The 17,376-nt window shown below is 40.6% G+C and carries 10 protein-coding genes; all 10 read right to left on the bottom strand.

What is annotated here, in order from left to right:
• Positions 1-128: 128 nt before the first annotated feature.
• The 10 genes from R2Q80_RS12715 to R2Q80_RS12670 all read right to left on the bottom strand — a co-directional run bounded on the left by R2Q80_RS12715 (position 129) and on the right by R2Q80_RS12670 (position 16,969).
• Positions 129-2,477, bottom strand: a complete 2,349-nt coding sequence (locus R2Q80_RS12715; protein ID WP_316799966.1) for a TonB-dependent receptor — start codon at positions 2,475-2,477, stop codon at positions 129-131.
• Positions 2,478-2,542: 65 nt separating this feature from the next.
• The gene (locus R2Q80_RS12710; RefSeq protein ID WP_316799965.1) at positions 2,543-4,510 is read right to left on the bottom strand and encodes a hypothetical protein; all 1,968 of its coding nucleotides are present in this window, start codon (positions 4,508-4,510) and stop codon (positions 2,543-2,545) included.
• An 11-nt stretch (positions 4,511-4,521) separates the two neighbouring features.
• Positions 4,522-5,931: a DUF1080 domain-containing protein gene (locus R2Q80_RS12705; RefSeq protein ID WP_316799964.1), complete on the bottom strand. Its 1,410-nt coding sequence runs from the start codon at positions 5,929-5,931 to the stop codon at positions 4,522-4,524.
• 79 nt (positions 5,932-6,010) lie between these two features.
• Positions 6,011-8,299: a GH92 family glycosyl hydrolase gene (locus R2Q80_RS12700; protein ID WP_316799963.1), complete on the bottom strand. Its 2,289-nt coding sequence runs from the start codon at positions 8,297-8,299 to the stop codon at positions 6,011-6,013.
• A gap of 20 nt (positions 8,300-8,319) precedes the next feature.
• Positions 8,320-8,988 (bottom strand): basic secretory protein-like protein, encoded by a 669-nt coding sequence (locus R2Q80_RS12695; RefSeq protein ID WP_316799962.1) that lies wholly within the window; start codon positions 8,986-8,988, stop codon positions 8,320-8,322.
• Positions 8,989-9,153: 165 nt separating this feature from the next.
• Positions 9,154-10,134 carry a basic secretory protein-like protein gene (locus tag R2Q80_RS12690; protein WP_316799961.1) on the bottom strand — a complete coding sequence of 327 codons (981 nt, stop codon included), beginning with the start codon at positions 10,132-10,134 and terminating at the stop codon, positions 9,154-9,156.
• Between the two features lie 71 nt (positions 10,135-10,205).
• Complete coding sequence (locus tag R2Q80_RS12685; protein WP_316799960.1) at positions 10,206-11,177, bottom strand: hypothetical protein; 972 nt, start codon at positions 11,175-11,177, stop codon at positions 10,206-10,208.
• A 59-nt stretch (positions 11,178-11,236) separates the two neighbouring features.
• Entirely contained in the window at positions 11,237-13,072 is a 1,836-nt protein-coding gene (locus tag R2Q80_RS12680) for a RagB/SusD family nutrient uptake outer membrane protein (protein WP_316799959.1), read from the bottom strand.
• Between the two features lie 10 nt (positions 13,073-13,082).
• Positions 13,083-16,283, bottom strand: a complete 3,201-nt coding sequence (locus tag R2Q80_RS12675) for a TonB-dependent receptor (protein ID WP_316799958.1) — start codon at positions 16,281-16,283, stop codon at positions 13,083-13,085.
• 125 nt (positions 16,284-16,408) lie between these two features.
• Positions 16,409-16,969, bottom strand: a complete 561-nt coding sequence (locus R2Q80_RS12670) for a discoidin domain-containing protein (protein WP_047798702.1) — start codon at positions 16,967-16,969, stop codon at positions 16,409-16,411.
• Between the last annotated feature and the right edge of the window lie 407 nt (positions 16,970-17,376).

Below are 17,376 nucleotides of genomic sequence, written 5' to 3'. Positions count from 1 at the left end.
CAGAAAAAAAGAAAAAAAATAACCAGCAGCACAATAATTAGGTTTTACAGCGTTTATGTTTATGAGAGCGTTAATTTAGATGATGGGGATTCTGCACTAGTGGAATCCCCATTTCTTTTTAAGGTTGATTAGAATTTGCCTGTTAAGCTTACTCCATAGGTCTTTGGATTCCCTAAGTGAGCTGCCCCAAAATCATATGCATAATCGATATATGTTTTGTTGGCAAGGTTTCTTCCCCAGAGAAATAAATCAAATCTTTTTTGAGTTAAACCAATTTTAGCATTATACACGTTAAAGCCTTTTTGCTGAATCTGGTTACTTAAATCAAAAAACTGATTTCCGGTAAATAACCATTCACCCCGGGCAAAGGCATTTAACCCTGAGCTTTGATCGACCCTATGGCCGTACTGCAACGCGAGCATCGAGGTTGTTTCAGGCGTGTAAATCTGTCTTTTACCATTTAATCCAATGGTTTCCGTTCCATTGTCTGGTAATGAAGTTTCGTATTTGGCGTGTGTGTATCCGAAATTATAATCGACACTCAAACCTTTTACCGGGATGGCAGCAAGTTCAAATTCCAGTCCTTTACTGCTTAATTTGCCTGCATTTCGTGTACTGGTTAATGCATCTGGCAATACCAAAACCGGAACCTGTGCATCTGTAACATTCACGTAAAACGCGGCGAAATTCACACTTAAACGCTGGTTTAAAAAGGTGTTTTTTGAACCTATTTCAAAGTTGTTACTATACTCTGGCTTGTAAGCATCGAGCGGCTTAGCTGTAGGATCGGAAGCTAGCTGGGTAATCCCTCCGGCCCTATAACCACGGCTATAAGATGCATAAACACTATTCTCATCAGCAAGTTTATAGGCTAAGCTTATCTTTGGCGACAGGGCATTAAAATTAGCTTTCCCGATAGTATCAGCCTGTGTAATTATTGGTTCGTAGCCAGGAATAAGATACTCACCACTTGCACTGACTTTCTTGTGTTCATAATCGTACCTCAATCCGGCGGTTGCTTCCAGACGATCAGTGATGGCATAAGAAAGCTGACCAAAAGCAGCCCATCCCAAACCCTTTCCATTGTTCACATTTACGGCTGTTGTATTGGGTACTGCGCCATACAAATCGCCGTTGGCACCGAAATAAGTACCTTGCTTAACCGGATTTTTCTGATAGAAGCTGTATAATCCTGCAAGCCATTTAAGTTTAGATAACCGGTTTGGCGGTGAACCGAATTTAATTTCCTGAGTAAAAACCTGGACTTTATTCCAGTCGTTCCCATAATTGTTTACAATGGAAACCATATCCAGGGGTGAAAAATCACCGTCGATAGGTTGTTTATAATAGCGATAATTTGACTGGTAGGCGGTTTGAAAGGTAAAGTTGAAATCGTTGCCTGAATAATTTCCGGATAAAAATGCATTGAACAGATTGTCGGCCATCTCGGCTACCGAATTCTGATTCAGTTTAAAAGGATTATTCAGAGCTTCCTCAACTGAACCAGCCAAAGGAAAGGTTCCGTTGTTTCTGTTTTCATTATGCTTCACGTTTAGCGTTAGTGCAAAGTTAGCTGTTGCTAAGAACTTCAGGTAATAATTGCCAAGATATCCCTTAAGCTTATCAAAGCTACTGTTATTAAATTCATTGGTATAAAAACCATCCTGTTTGTTGAAAAGACCGGCAGCACCAAAAAACAGTTTATTTTTAACCAGTGCTGTTCGGATACCAGCACTATAGCGTTGCTGACCAAAATTACCTATATCAACGCCTGCGAAACCTGTGGTGGAATTTCCTGGTTGTTTCGTAATGATGTTAATTACCCCTCCCATTGCATTTCTGCCATACAATGTTCCCTGCGGGCCACGTAAAACTTCAATACGTTCTACATCGAATAAGGATGCGATGTAAGTATCCAACCCGAATTGATTTACGCCATCTATATAGGTGGCTACTGCCGGATCATAAGATGTGGTACCTATCCCGCGAATACTGGTTACATTTCTGCCGTCTCCAGGATTACTGCTGTATAGATTGGGAACGACTGTTGCCAGGTCCTTTAAATTTTGAATGCGGAAATCGTTAACTTTTGATGCTGAAAAAGCCGTTATAGCTATTGGTATCTCCAGTAAACGCTCCTCCCTTTTTTGTGCCGAAACTGTTACATCATCCAAAGCATTGTATTTATTCTTTAACATAATGTGGATTTTATCACCGCCTGCAAGCACTTTAATTTCCGTGGCAAAACCCATGGCGGATACCATCAGGCTTATTTTTCCCTGCCTCACATTTTTTATCTCGAAATATCCTTCCTCATCTGTTTTGGTTACCAGACTGGTATTTAACACCTGCACTGTTGCACCGGCAATTACTGTACTTTCATTTGCTTTAACTGTTCCTGAAATGTTGTTCTGCTGTGCATACAAAGCAAAAGTGGCTAACAGGAAAAAGTTGATCAGCAGTGTAACTTTCTTCATTTATAGATTATAATTTATGTAAATAAAGCGGCTGGTGGCAGCACCAGCCGCTTTAACTAGTAGCCTTATTTATTCAGTGAATTGATCCAGGCTGCAATTTTCAGTGCTTCGGCTTTGGTAACCTGAGGCATTGGTGGCATTTCGGTTGAATAGCCAGGCCAGTTTTGAGGCTGTGGGTTATGAATAAGCTGGAAAATTTTTTCGGCTGAATATTTACGTTTTGCGATTTCAACAAACGGCGGACCGATCTGTCGTTTAGTTTGGTTGTGGCAGGCCAGGCAGGTATTTTTGGTTAACAAACCTTCCACTTCTTTAAATGTAGGGACTTTAGCGGGAATTGCAGCAGCGGGTTTGGCTGCTGCTGGGGCTCCTTTTGATTCAGGCATTTTACCAGCCCCTGGTTTTGGTATAGCCGTTTTTTTAACTGGTGTTGCCGCCGCAACTTCAGAATTTCTCCTGCTTACTTCGCTTAATGATAGTTTATTTCCATCCGGAATCTGATTCAGCGTGTAATAAGCTACCGGATGAATCAAAGAATAAAATCCTTGCTGCGATCTGATTCCATCGAGCGTTAGCGTATGGATATAATACTGACGCAGATTGGGAACAATAATCCTGGCTTTTAAACCATCGGCAGAAACCTTAACCCCTGATATTTTTAATTTTTCTGTATTTACAGGAGGTGAGCCATAAACAGGCTGATATTTATAGATGAAGCTTTCTGCATTGTATGATGCCAGGTCTTCAGCTGATTTACGGTCGACCGGCATGGTAAATTCAATTTCAAAACCATCAGGCATTGCCCTTACGGCTTTCATTTCGAAAGGTGTTTTGTTATTGTAGACTAACCTTTCCAAACCTTCATTTGCATCTCCTGCTGATCCCCAGCCACGATTGGTTTCACCCACAAATAAAGAACCATCTGTTCCCCAGGCCAACCTCAGTACACCTGAACGGAAACCCTTGCGGAAGAGGAAGGCTGCCCCTTGTTCTTCGCCTTTGACCGTTTCCATGAAAATCCTCGAAATGATACTCATTCCCTGATCACCAACTAAAATCTGGCCTTCAAACGGGCCGAAGGTATTGACTGGAATTTTAACCGGTTCTGCGGAAGATATTCCGAGAATACCATAAGGCAACCAAACTGATGGCAATTTTAACTCCGGAAAGGTTTTTTTCATATCGAACAGCGTTTTAAAAGTTTCGTTCACCCTGTTCTCTGGTTTAATATACCTGCCTTCATCATTTTTGATCCTTCTCTCGTCCATTTTCGAATAAAAGAAATCTGATTGAAGTTTGACGGGAGAGTTAGGGATGTTCGTCCACCTTAAACTTGCCGGATGGCCCATAAAATCGCCTTTATTCACTTTCCATAAACCCCCTGAGCCTACCCAATCGCCCTGATTTTCGGTGAAATAAAACTGTCCGTCTATTGTTCCAATTCCTGCAGGCGAACGAAATCCCGCAGCATAAGGCATCATTTTACCATCTTCGGTAATGTTCATTGCCCACCCGCGCATGGGTACGCGACTTTCTGCACGCCACCATTCTTCATCGCCAAAAGCTACGTTGCCGGTAACCATAAATGTCCCGTCGGGCATTAATTTGGGGCCAAAGCTATATTCGTGATAGTGACCGCTCAAAGGCCAGGCGTAAACTGTTTCATAAACGTCGGCTTTGCCATCCTGATCTTTGTCGATTAGTTTGGTTAACTCGCCACGTTGGGCAACATATAGTGCGCCGTTTTTGTACGCGATACCCAAAATTTCATGCAGGCCATAGGCAAACCTGCGCCAGTAGGGCCTGGCGCTTGTAGGATTTTCAACAATAAAAACCTCACCTCTTCTGGTGGAGATGGCCAGATCGCCATTTGGCATGGTCACCAGTCCGCCCACTTCTAATATCGGGCCTTCGGGCACGCGTACTTTATTTATCCTGAAAAAGTCTTCTTCTTTCGGTGTTTCCTGTGCAAAAGCTGCAGAAAAGCTAAAACCTAACGCCAGTATTGCTAATTTTTTTAATGTGTTTCTCATCGTTAATTTAATTAAAACAAAATGGTATAGTTTAAAGTGTCATCTAAGGCAATCAAAAGCTGCCATTGCCCATCAACCTCTCTCACCAAAGGTTTAGACGTTCCATCGGCAAGTTTTACATAATAGGATTTATCACGGATCAGATATAACCCTTTGGAAACTTCTTCCAGATTTGGAGCACTTGCCAGTAAAAAATAAAGATCTTTTGAAGGTTTGTCTAAGGTAATTGTTCTGGTTAATCCCTGTCCGCTTTCCATTACCTTAATGGCGTCTGTCACTTTCGCACCATAAATCTGATATTTGAATTCGGGGCGATCCTGTTTATCCACAATGTACCCCTTTGTTTTAAAATCTGTTCCTGCTGTATCAGTTAGCCATTTATTCTGGCCGGTTATCAATTTTCCGATTGCCAATACCGGTTTTGCTGTAAAAGAAGTTACACTACCTAACGGGCGTGAAGTACCGTTACCGCGACCATCCCACATTGGGGTCGCATCAATAAAATCTCCATGCCAGCCTTGCAATAGCGTTCCGTTGTCTAAATCATAGCTGAAACCGATTTTCTCAGGTCCGCCAACTGATATGGCATGTACAGAACGAACGCCGGGGGCTACATCAACGAAACTCCTGATCATATTATTGCTGTTTGCATCGATGTAGATTGGATCTGCCCCGCCATTTTGGCCGGGCTTGGGAACTTCTGTAAGTGGGGTAATGCTGATGTTCCTGAACGCTACCGATCCATGGTCGCCCTGTAAACGTAAGGGGCCTTTCGCTTTTTCGGCACTTGCCGCACCCCTTGTAGGTCCGAATAGTTCTACATTTTCATGAATAGTAACGCCATTTAGCACGATACTTACCATACGGGCATTGTCTGTTTTGTTTCCTGATGCATCGAATTTCGGTGCCTGAAAAACAATTTTGATGTGTTGCCATAATCCCGGAGCTTTACTTACATTTTGCCGGGGAGCAATACCTCCAAAGCCTTTTTCATTTTCGGGTTTTGAATCGTCCCAACGCTGATAAATACCTCCATTATTGGATGAGCTTGCGCTTCTTAACCCCCATGCATCGTCAATTTGTATTTCATAGTTCCCCTGTAAGTAGATACCGGAATTGGTTCCTTTTGCCGTAAGATAGTCTAGTTCAACTGAAACATCTCCATATTCAGAAAGGGTATATAAGTCGGATCCTGCTTTTTTAGCAGTGGATTGATTGACTAGAATACCGGTTCCTTTAGCTGTTTTTAAAACATTTTCTACGTTGAGATCTGCCATGACATTCGCAGCCAGCGACCACGAATTTGCAGGGTTTTTAAAAGCAGAAAGATCAGTTAGATTAATTTGTTGGCCGTGGGCCAGCAAGGCTCCGCTTAGCCAGAGTATGGCCGCAAAACCCGCCTTTAAAGCGTTAGGTTTCATATTTGGTTTTTCGTTTGGCCGGTTAAGCCTTTATTTTTTATTACCGGTTGAGCGTTTTTGCCCAACCGGTAAATAGTTATTATTTTTCAGTTGATAACGAGTAAGGGAAATCAACAGGGTTTGAACCTCTGGTTTTGTTTGGCATTGCACTCATGTTAAAGTTTAATACCGCACCTTTTTGTAAACCACTGTGGCTGATCCAGTTTTTAGAATACGGTTTCCCATTCATTGACAATGACTGCACGTAACGGTTGTTATCGCTATTAGCAGGAGCATTGATGGCAACGGTTTTACCGTTTTCCAGAGTAATGGTTACCTTCTTAAATAATGGCGCACCCAGTACGTATTGATCTACTGCCGGTGTAACCGGGTAGAATCCCATTGCTGAAAATACATACCATGCTGAGGTTTGTCCATTATCTTCATCGCCACAATAGCCATCAGGTGTTGCCTTATACATCCTGTTCATGGTTTCTCTTACCCAATACTGAGTTTTATAAGGTGCGCCACCATAGTTATATAAATAAATCATGTGTTGAATAGGTTGATTTCCATGGGCATACTGACCCATATTGGCAATTTGCATTTCACGAATTTCATGAATTACGCCCCCATAAGCACTTTCATCAAACACCGGAGGCATAGAGAATACTGAATCCAGTTTGCTTACAAACTTATCATGGCCCCCCATTAATTTTGCTAAACCATCAACATCCTGAAATACTGACCAGGTGTAGTGCCAACTGTTACCTTCAGTAAACGCTCCACCCCATTTAAACGGACTGAACGGACTTTGAAAGGTACCATCCTGATTTTTACCACGCATTAAACCAGATGCCGGATCGAAAAGATTTTTATAATTCATGGCTCTTTTCTTGTAGATATCGATTTCTGACGCTGGTTTACCTAAGGCCCTGCCTAACTGGTAAATGGTAAAATCATCATATGAATATTCTAAAGTTTTGGCAGCATTTTCGTTTTTCTTTACATCAAACGGAACATAACCCAGTTCATTATAGTATTTAACGCCATCACGTCCAACTGCTTCCATCGGACCTTCGTTGTTGGCTCCATGTTTCAAAGCTTCCCATAAGGTCTGGATATCGTAACCACGCATTCCTTTAATGTAGGCATCGGAAACTACTGAAGCAGAGTTGTTACCGACCATAATATTGGCATAACCCGGGCTGCTCCACTCTGGTAACCAACCGCCTTCTTTATAGTCGTTGATTAAGCCTTGCTGCATTTCTTTGTTTATAGAAGGATAAACTAAGTTCAGGAAAGGATAGAGTGCCCTGAAAGTATCCCAGAAACCTGTTCCTGCAAACATGTAACCTGGTAAAACCTGTCCGTTGTATGGGCTGTAGTGAACGACCTGATTTTGCGCATCCAACTCATACAGTTTATTAGGGAAAAACAGCGTGCGGTACAAGCAAGAATAGAAAGTGCGGGTTTGATCAATAGATCCGCCTTCAACTGCAATTTTGCTCAGGGTTTTGTTCCAAACCGCTCTGCCTTTTGCTTTTGTTGCATCGAAGCCATCGTTGGCTAACTCTCTTTTTAAGTTAAGGTCGGCCTGTTCGAAACTGATGAATGAAGAAGCTACTTTAGCCACTACCTGTTCGCCCTTTTGGGTAGCGAAACCGATTACAGCACCGGTATGGTCAGCAGTAAGTTCCAGTTCATTATCGTTAAGTTTTTTATCATCCCAGGTTTTAGCCAGCTTAAAATCTTTGTTGAAATAGATAACAAAATAATTCTTGAAATTTTTAGGGAGTGGTCCGCGGGCATATTTTGAAGTATATCCGATGATCTTCCTCTCCGAAGGGATTATTTTAATATATGAGCCTCTGTTCTGTGCATCTACAACTACAAAAGAGCTGTCTGTTTTTGGAAAGGTAAACCTAAATTGAGCTGCACGTTCTGTAGGCGTGATTTCAGTAGTCACATCAGCGTCTGCCAGGTATACACTATAGTAATATGGCTTGGAAACTTCTGCTTTATGGCTAAACCAGCTTGCGCGGTTTTCGTCCTTATATCTCAGTTTACCTGTAACGGGCATGATTGAAAAAGCGCCATAGTCATTCATCCATGGGGATGGCTGGTGCGTTTGCTTAAAACCACGGATTTTGTCGGCATCATAAACATATGCCCATCCATCGCCGTTTTTTCCGGTTTGTGGCGACCACATGTTCATTCCCCATGGTAAGCCAATTGCCGGGTAAGTATTTCCATTTGAAAGATCCGGCTTGGATTGCGTTCCCATCAGGGGGTTTATCCAGTCCACCGGATCGGTGATTTTGCCTACTGTTTGTGCAAAGCTGGTTGAGGCTGCAACACTCAATAGGGCGATAAATAGTTTTTTCATTTGTGTGTTTATTATGATTTCTAAATTTCAGGATTCTTAACGTAATCACTCCAAAGTCCATCCAAATCTTTACCTGTTAGCCTTGTCCAGATTGCAGGTGTATAGGTGTGATCTCTCAATGAAGCATCTACAGTTTTGATAGTACCTGGTTTAGATTTTTCTAACCATGCAAAAAACCTGGCCGTAATCCTGTAGCTGTTTTTATAGGAGTGTTCGGGCTTTAGAGCTGGCAATATCCATTTTGCTCCTGCATTATCAACACCAAATTTATAACGGGCATAATCGGCTATTCCTTCCGTTAACCATCCTGGACCTACACTCCTTCCGTAATCCTGAACGATATGCATGACTTCATGGGTAACTACATCGATATCTTCAGGATGTTTAACCATCCATATCGAACTATAGGTTACTTTACCATCTGCGGTTGCGGCGACACCATCATAAGTTGTATCGACAAAAAACTTTACGTTCTTTAGGGTAGACGGATTGTATTCCTTCGCCAGTTTCGGGTATACTTCGAAGAATGTCTTGATAAGCCGTTTTTTTAATGCAGGGTCAAGTGCCGGAAAGTTGCTTTCGAACGATAGTGTATATCCGTTCTTTTTGATCACTTCCTGCGCAGAAAGCTTACTGTTGAAGAGTAAACAGATTACTGCAAAGACAAGAAAAATAGATTTTTTATTCATTTGATTATTAATAGGTGATTTTGGTTAGCATGATTACCAGTGCAAAATAAAAATAATATGTAAAACGTTTTAGTAAATCATCAAAATTTTACGATAAATATTTATTTTTTATTTCTGGCATCATATTTCCAGCCGCTTAAGGCGACCACCTCTATTTCTCAAACACTATTTACTGCTATATTTAAGGGCTACCTGATCTGGATTTTTGCTGTAATCACCCCAAAGCTGATCGATATTTTTTCCTGTCAGTTCAACCCATGACTCCTCGGTGTATTTATGTGCACGGAGTTGGGAATCGAGCTGGGCGATTAAACCCTCCTTTACATTTTGTTCTAACCAGGCAAAAAACCTTGCAGTGATTCTATAGCTGTTTTTATAACTTTGTTTTTCGTTGAATGCGGGTAAGCTCCATTTCGAACCTACATTATCTACCCCGTATTTATACCGAACATAATCGGCAATACCTTCTGTTAGCCATACCGGACCAGCACTGTAACCATATCCCTGAACGATATGCATCGTTTCGTGCGTAACTACATCAATATCCGTTGGATGTGCTTTCATATAGCCGGCGCTGAATAATATTCTGTTTCCACTGGCTTCGGCTACTGCTTTATAGGCCGTATCTACCACAAATTGAACATGATGTGTAGACTTATTATTAAACGTTTTCACTAACGTAGGATATATTTCAAAATAGGTATCAATCAAATTCTGGCGAACCTTTGGATCCAGGTTTGGGTCTTTACTGATGAAGGTTAGTGAGTATCCTTTTTTCTTATCCTGACTATAGAAGGACCAGTTGTTAGTAAATGCGGTGCGGAGCTCTTTTTCTATTTTGCGCTGTGACTTTCCTTGTAACCATGAATTGTTAATTCTTATTTCTCCAGCTTTGGCTTTGATTGTTGTGTTTTCATTTCCATCGAGCGTTACTATTGCTTCACGTTTCGTTCGGTAACCATCCGCGGATGCGAAAAAGGGGTACGTATTGTAGAAAGCTGCGGTGATTTTGTTTTTTGTTTCCTGATTTAACTGGTTGGAAGGATCATTGAATGAAACCTGATAGCCTTTCCGGTTTTCATTTTGTCCGTAAGTGTTAAATGCAAAAAGTAGTGCTATAATGACGATTAAGAAATTTCTGTTCATGGTTTTGTGTACAAAATAAAAATGATTTTGCCGAACGCAAAACCATTTGGTAAAGTATATTAAGGATATCGTTAATAAGTAATTGCCGGGAAGTCGGTTTTTGCTTTTGTCAGCATTGGTGCCCAATCCGCTCCTTTTTCGTCTTTCGGACCAAATGCTGTTAGGGCAAGAGTGGAAAGATCAGCCTTTGCGGCACCACTCCAAAAGTGTATAAATTCTCCGAAGTTCATTTTTCTGGTGTATTGCTGGTAAGTTTTGCCTTGTACTGAAATTGACTGTTTTGGAAAATGCTGGGATAATAAAGTAAAGAATCCATTTAAAACTTTCGCTTTACCATAATTTTCATAAATAGGAAGAAACCAGTTCTTAAACCATTGTGTACCTGCTTTTGGATAGGTATCTGTTGTGGTCATCATTTTTGCTGACCAGCGTTGAGCATCGGCAGTTCTGTTGAGTCCCAAATAGACATCATACTGATAAATTTCCATCCATTTACTATCATGCCAGATATCAAATGCGGGAGATTCTTTAACTCCTTTGGAAGCGCCTTCAACAATATGACCAATTTCATGGGTTGACAAATCAATATCATTATCAATACCCGTGGTCCATGCATCAAGGCTGCTTGCTCCGCAGTCTGTTACATTTCTGTAATCATGGCCGGCATCAAGATACGCGCCGGGGTGACCACCACTGTATTTACCAGCATGATAAATGACAAACAACCGGCTATCATCACCAAATTTACCGTACGTTCTTTTCGTATAATTCCAGGCTTCGGCCATGTATGTTTTAGGCCATACGACGGTTGGCTTTACATCGCCATCGTAATAAACTACTACACTTGTATCGTAGGAAATACGATTAAGCAACTGTACGTGTTCGAACCAATGTTCCTTCCAGGTCTTTGATGGCGCATTAGGGGGGTCTACAGCCTCCACTAAGGGTGGTGCAGGGGTAACCGTTTCAACTGGCGATTTCTTCCCATTACAAGCTAGCAAAGTGAATAATGAAATGACAGATAAAGAGAGTATGTTTTTCATGGTTTAAATAACTTGATTTTAAAAAAAAGCACCGGGCTTCAACCCGGTGCCAAACAATTTTACCAGCCTGTATTTTGAACAATTACAGGCACTTTTTGGATTTCTCCGTTTGGAATAGGCCACAAATAGTGTTTCTTTTGAAAAACCCTATTTTCGATTACTACCGGAGTATAAAAACCTGGTGCATTTTGAGTGATATTTAAACCACGAATTTGAGTATCCGTGGTTTCTGCAATTTTCCACTCTCTTGTGTAAAAATAACGATCTAATTCGAAAGCTAACTCAACCCGGCGTTCGCGACGGATTGCATCTCTCATGTTGGATGGCACTGCAATACCTCCGCTTCCATAAACAGGGATGCCTGCTCTACTTCTGATGCGATTTAAGTATATTAAAATATCAGGGTCTGATGGATTAGATTCCTGAAGTGCTTCGATATAATCTAAATAAATTTCTGCTAATCTGATCATAGTAAAAATAGACCGGCCAGCTGACCATCCTGCAACAGTCAGGTGCTTTCTGGACGTGTATCCTGTTTTAGAATAATCGGTGTTTGAAATGGCAGATTTACCTGCGTTTCCGTTAAATTCGAAACTAGTGACGATATTTGATGAAGTGTTGATCCATTTACGGCCTGAGTAAGTAATATTCGCATAAAACCGAGGTTCTCTGTTTACATACATGTTGCTGATCGGCCTTGGAGTACCCTGATCATTTGGGTCAGGCGCCTGATAATTTGATGTTCCAGAGGCTGAATAGGTCGGGTCATTTTCTATAGGTAAGCCATTAGCAGTGAAGTAAGCATCTACCAGTTGTTGAGAAGGCGATAAAAATGAGCCCCCTTTATCCCCACCTGTAGCACCATTGTGATTGGGAGCCAAGGAATATTGATAAAAGGTAACATCACCACCCCTCCCGAAAATAATTTCAGAATTCCATCCATTTAAAAACACATCCCTCGTAGCAATAAAGGCCCTATTAAATGGTGTATTTGGTGTAACAGGGTTACTGGTTGGAACTGAAGATACGGTGTACAGGGCGTAGTTGGCATAATTTGGGTTGTTTAAAAATGCTTTGGCCGCAGTAGCTAACCTGGTCCATTTTGCTACACTGTAAGTCTGGTTTATAAGCTGCTTGCCATCGCTATTTTTAAGGGCCGCATAGTCTGTATTTCCATTGAATAATGGACGCGCAGCAGTTAATAAGGTCTTAATTTTATAGGCTTCTGCAACGGAGGCATTAATGTGACCATAGTCTTCACTAGCCTGCGGTGTAGCTGGAAGCTTTGCAATCACCGCATCTAATTCTGAAACGATATAATCGACACACTCATCCATTGAGCTACGAGGTTTACTTATTGCTTCAAGTGGAGCATCAGATGCGATTGGATCATTACCTAATAAAACCACTGGACCATATTGCCTGATTAGATAGTAATAATAAATGGCTCTTAGTGCTTTAGCTTCATTATAATACCGGTTTATGATGTCTATACCACCAATATTACAATCTGTACATCTTGTCACATTAGCCATAAATGAACTCGCTGCCTGAATACCCCTGTAATAATTTTGCCAATGGTAGTTTACCTGTCCGGTAGTAGCATCCCATGCTCCTGTATTTATGCTTTCTGTGAAGTTGGGTAGCGTATAATCAGCTTCATCGGAAGCAGCTGTCCATGGACCAATATTACCAAGCCCTGAAGCAGAGCGATCATAGTTTTGGTCTGGCAGGGTTGAGTAAATATTTGCTAACGCCTGATCAACTGTTGACTTCCTCTCGTACATCTGATCAAAAGTTAGTCTGTCGTCAGGTACCTGATTCAAGAATTTTTTACAACCGTTATTGCCCATTAATAGCAATACGCCAGCTGTATATATCAATAATTTTTTCATGCTTTTAATTTTAGAAATTAGCTGTAAGACCTAAAGAATAATTAGAGGTTAATGGGTATCTGGTACCGTTGGTAGTTAGCAATTCCGGATCCCAAAGCTTAAATTTACTGATGGTAAATACGTTATAACCAGTTCCATAAATTCTCAATCGTTTAATGCCTAGTTTTTTGATACCTTCTTTTAACGTATAACCTAAATCGGCATTTTTCAACCTTAAAAAGCTGACGTCGCGTGTCCACCAAGTACTGGTTTGATAATTATTGTTGTTGGTACCACCATATGATAAACGAGGATACACAGCATCCTGACGTGGATTTGCAACGGTCCAGCGGTCAGCAGCTACTGCCAGCATGTTTCCTAAACCGCCGGAATTAGCAAAAGACGGAATATTTATATTTATATCTGCATTATCCTGCCCCTGGAAGAACATGCCAAAATCGAAATTTTTATAGGTTAATGAAAATCCGAAACCGTATGTTGAGCTCGGAATATCTCCTCTACCAATCACCGTTTGGTCAAACGAATCGATTTTACCATCACCATTTAAATCTTTGTATTTAATATCTCCTGGCATTAACGTTCCAAATTGTGTTGGGCTCGCATTAATTTCTGCCTGAGTATCAAATAACTTTTCAGCTACATATCCAAAACGAGATAAAATATTAAGCCCTCTACGCTCTAACCAAGGATAGGCTTTTGGAGCTTCATCATTTTCAATAACCTTGTCTTTGTTATAGGTAAAGTTAGCTCTTAAATTCAGCGACCAATCCTTGCTCAACTGTGCATCATATTGAATAGTACCATCGATACCTTTATTTTCCACAATACCAAGGTTTCCGATAGGTGTGTTGGCTAAGCCGATATAGTTCGGTACAGTTCCTCTGGTTATGAATTGATTTTTTCTTCTTTCTTTAAAAAAATCAACAATTAATGAGAGATTATTATTTAGGGTTTTCATCTCAAAGCCCAAATCCTGTTTGCGTGTTTCTGCCCAGGTAACATCGACCCCATAAGCAGTTACACCTAAACCACCAACGCCGGCATTACCATTTAAACCGTATGTGTAACCACTGGCGCTGCCTACTTTTGTTAAATAATAAAAACGTTCGCCCTCTGTTTGGACATAACCATTACCACCACTACCGCCGCTACCAACAATACCATCAGAATACCTGAATTTAACCATTTGAATAGCATCCTTTAACGGTTCAAAGAACTTCTCGCTCGATAATAAATAACCTATACCAATAGCAGGGAAGAAACCATACCGTTTATCAGGTGCAAAGTTTTCTGAACCATTATAACCCATGTTAAATTCGAAGAAATATTTATTGTCATATGCATAGGTTGCACGACTGGCGATACCCTGTAATCTATAAGGCAAAGATTGCGTTAAATTTGGAGCAAACGAAGTAGAGTTGTCGTTTTGGTTATAAAGTAATAATCCACTTACCGCATGCTTACCAAAAGTGCGATTATAATTTATTGCTGCCTCAAAATACATTTTCTTGTCACCGCCATTTACACTTCCGAAGTTTAAAAAATCTTGCCCTTGTAGCACCAAGCCATATTTATAACCTGAGGCAGGGTTGCCGGCCACATTGTAAGGGTTAAGGGGGTCAATTCGGTATAAACTCTCTCTTTTAGTTCTGAATATTGCACTGTTATTGTTGATGTCGAAAGAGTACATAGAAGTAACTGATAAACCTGGCGTAACTTCTTTCAAGTCTTGTGTTAAACGTAAGTTTGAATACAATTGAGTACTGTAACCAATTCTATATCCATTTCTAGTGATATCTCCATATGGGTTACGTTGATCGGCCTGTGCACTTATACCTGGTAAACTGCCGTTGGGATAAAGAACCGGAAATGAAGTCGGGTTAATTAAAAATGCCTGACTAAAAATATCCTGTGCTCCTAAATTACTAGGGTAGTTGGTTTGTGCTAAAATACCTTTAATACCCAAGTCCAGTTTGGTTGTCCCGGTAATATCAAGATTTAAATTGGTGTTGATATTGTATCGGCTAAAATTTTGTTTGACCGCTGAATTTACAGCCTCATCCGTTTTAAACAAACCGTCTTCACCATAATATCCGATTGAGACGTAATACTTTGCGTTGGTTACTCCACCGGAAAGATTTGTAATAGCCGACCTGTTTCTCCCAAAATCTTTATATATGGCGTCGAACCAATTTACATTAGGGTATAATATGGGGTCTGTTCCTGCGGCCGTTTTTTGTACAGCATCAATAGAATATGCCGGCGCGAATGCACCTGCAGCTCCGCCCCTTAGATAATCTGAATACTTGGCCTCATTAGCAAGATTCATATAATCAACACCATCTATCAATTGTGGTCGATTAGTGAAGCTACTTACACCTTCCCAATACTCCACATTGATTCTTGGCGAACCAGTCTTTCCCTGTTTGGTATTAATAAGTATTACACCATTTGCACCACGGATACCATAGACTGCTGTGGCTGCGGCATCTTTCAATACCGTAAAATTTTCTACATCATAAACGCTAATGTCGTTCAGACTTCGGTTTGGCACACCATCAATAATTACTAAAGGTCCCCTGTCGCCCGATGTCAGAGAAGAGATGCCACGAATAAAAATATCTGAGCCTGTAGCCCCGGGCTCACCATTTCTACTCACATTAATCACACCAGGGATACGCCCTGCCAGGAGTTGACTCATGCTCGAAACTGGTTGTTTCAATTCATCCGCTTTTACAGATGACTGTGCACCAACCAAACTTTCCTTTTTCTGAACTCCGAAACCTACAATAGCAACCTCTTCTAGGTTAGACCCTGCAGTTTCTTTGAGTTTTACTTCAATCGATGTTTTAGTTCCAATTGTAATTTCCTGTGAATCATAACCCACATAAGAAATAATTAATATAGCGTTTTGATCCGGAACGGTTATGGTAAATGCTCCATTTACATCTGCAGCGGCAGTTGTAGATGAGCCTTTTACCTTGATACCTGCTCCGGGAAGTGGTGCACCTGTTTCATCCTTTACGATACCGCGTACCACAATGTCAGCTTTTGTTTGGTTAATGAACTCTGAACTGGTTATGTTAACAGCAGTTGCATGAGCGGACGAGTATAAACTGCCATTCAAGACTAATGAGAGAGCGATAGCCTTAAATGCACAATCTTTAAACCTGAGCCTGCCCTCCGTTAAATTTGTAATTCTTTTTATCATGATAAGTTTGTTTGTTGATAGTAACTGTTACTAAGCCTGCTTTTAGTTCCAATAGATTTCCAGTACCTATCGGCGACTACCGATGGTATAAAAAATTGTACTATATATTTGGCTATTTATACGGATTATTGTTGCTCTTCCGGAACTTCGATCAAACGCCATTCAGACAGCTGAAATAGCGAACCACTTCCGATTGCTGTGATGCTAATGCGGTAAAATTTGTAAGCAATTTTATTTTTAAAACTGTAGGTCTTAACCATGTTCCTTCCGGAAAAGGTTTCTCCGGTACGCGTATCGAGGTCCACCCAAGTGGTCCCATCCAAAGATCCGCTGAACTTCCAATCCTTAGGATCTCTACCTGGAGCATCGTTACCGGAAGTCAGTGTATAAGAGGCAACCTGTTGAGGAGTAGCAAAACTCAACTGCATATAAAAGTTATTCGCGTAAGGATTGATTAAAAATTTTGTTGTAAGATCATTGTCGACAACTTTTGCAGACCCTTCTGCTCCTGATGAACCACCGGAACTTTCAATATTTACAGAAAGTGTTGCTTTAGAAGTGACATCAACTTTTGCTTTCCATGTAAATAAATCTACTGCCGGATATTCTTCCTTCGTGCACCCTGATAGCAATGCAAGCACACAGAAGAGTACGGCTACCCTTCTGGTAATTTTGAAACAATTCATAATAATTAGTTAAATAGTTGTTGGTTGTTGATTGTGGAATGTTTGTTGGCCCATGAGCTAATCGCTAGACACGTGGACAGTTTCTTAGTAGTTTTATGTCATATAATTCCCTCCATATTATTTGTTATTTGCCCCTTAGATTAAAACTAAAACGTTTTATCAAACGATCCCTTAAAAAAGTCCTGCATACCAGAACTTATACCATTACTCTAATTCCCTTTAAGGCTTGCTAAAACGTTTTATAACACAATAATAGGAATAAATTCACAATTTTATTTAAACTATCAAAAAAAAATATGCATTACCAATAGATTTGCATTGTTTATAGGAAAAACACCAGATTAAATACCAAGAAAGCTATGAATTCCAAGCATTTATAGACCAGATTATCTCCAAAATCACGATTA

Source organism: Pedobacter frigidisoli (genome assembly GCF_032678525.1).
GTDB lineage: Bacteria > Bacteroidota > Bacteroidia > Sphingobacteriales > Sphingobacteriaceae > Pedobacter > Pedobacter frigidisoli_A.
The sequence above is the reverse complement of the archived record's forward strand: the minus strand, read 5'-3'. Positions and strand labels throughout refer to the sequence as shown.

Excerpts from the sequence above, each read along its gene's own strand:
- R2Q80_RS12715 (WP_316799966.1), bottom strand. The coding sequence starts at position 2,477 with ATGAAGAAAGTTACACTGCTGATCAACTTTTTCCTGTTAGCCACTTTT.
- R2Q80_RS12710 (WP_316799965.1), bottom strand. The coding sequence starts at position 4,510 with ATGAGAAACACATTAAAAAAATTAGCAATACTGGCGTTAGGTTTTAGC.
- R2Q80_RS12705 (WP_316799964.1), bottom strand. The coding sequence starts at position 5,931 with ATGAAACCTAACGCTTTAAAGGCGGGTTTTGCGGCCATACTCTGGCTA.
- R2Q80_RS12700 (WP_316799963.1), bottom strand. The coding sequence starts at position 8,299 with ATGAAAAAACTATTTATCGCCCTATTGAGTGTTGCAGCCTCAACCAGC.
- R2Q80_RS12695 (WP_316799962.1), bottom strand. The coding sequence starts at position 8,988 with ATGAATAAAAAATCTATTTTTCTTGTCTTTGCAGTAATCTGTTTACTC.
- R2Q80_RS12690 (WP_316799961.1), bottom strand. The coding sequence starts at position 10,134 with ATGAACAGAAATTTCTTAATCGTCATTATAGCACTACTTTTTGCATTT.
- R2Q80_RS12685 (WP_316799960.1), bottom strand. The coding sequence starts at position 11,177 with ATGAAAAACATACTCTCTTTATCTGTCATTTCATTATTCACTTTGCTA.
- R2Q80_RS12680 (WP_316799959.1), bottom strand. The coding sequence starts at position 13,072 with ATGAAAAAATTATTGATATATACAGCTGGCGTATTGCTATTAATGGGC.
- R2Q80_RS12675 (WP_316799958.1), bottom strand. The coding sequence starts at position 16,283 with ATGATAAAAAGAATTACAAATTTAACGGAGGGCAGGCTCAGGTTTAAA.
- R2Q80_RS12670 (WP_047798702.1), bottom strand. The coding sequence starts at position 16,969 with ATGAATTGTTTCAAAATTACCAGAAGGGTAGCCGTACTCTTCTGTGTG.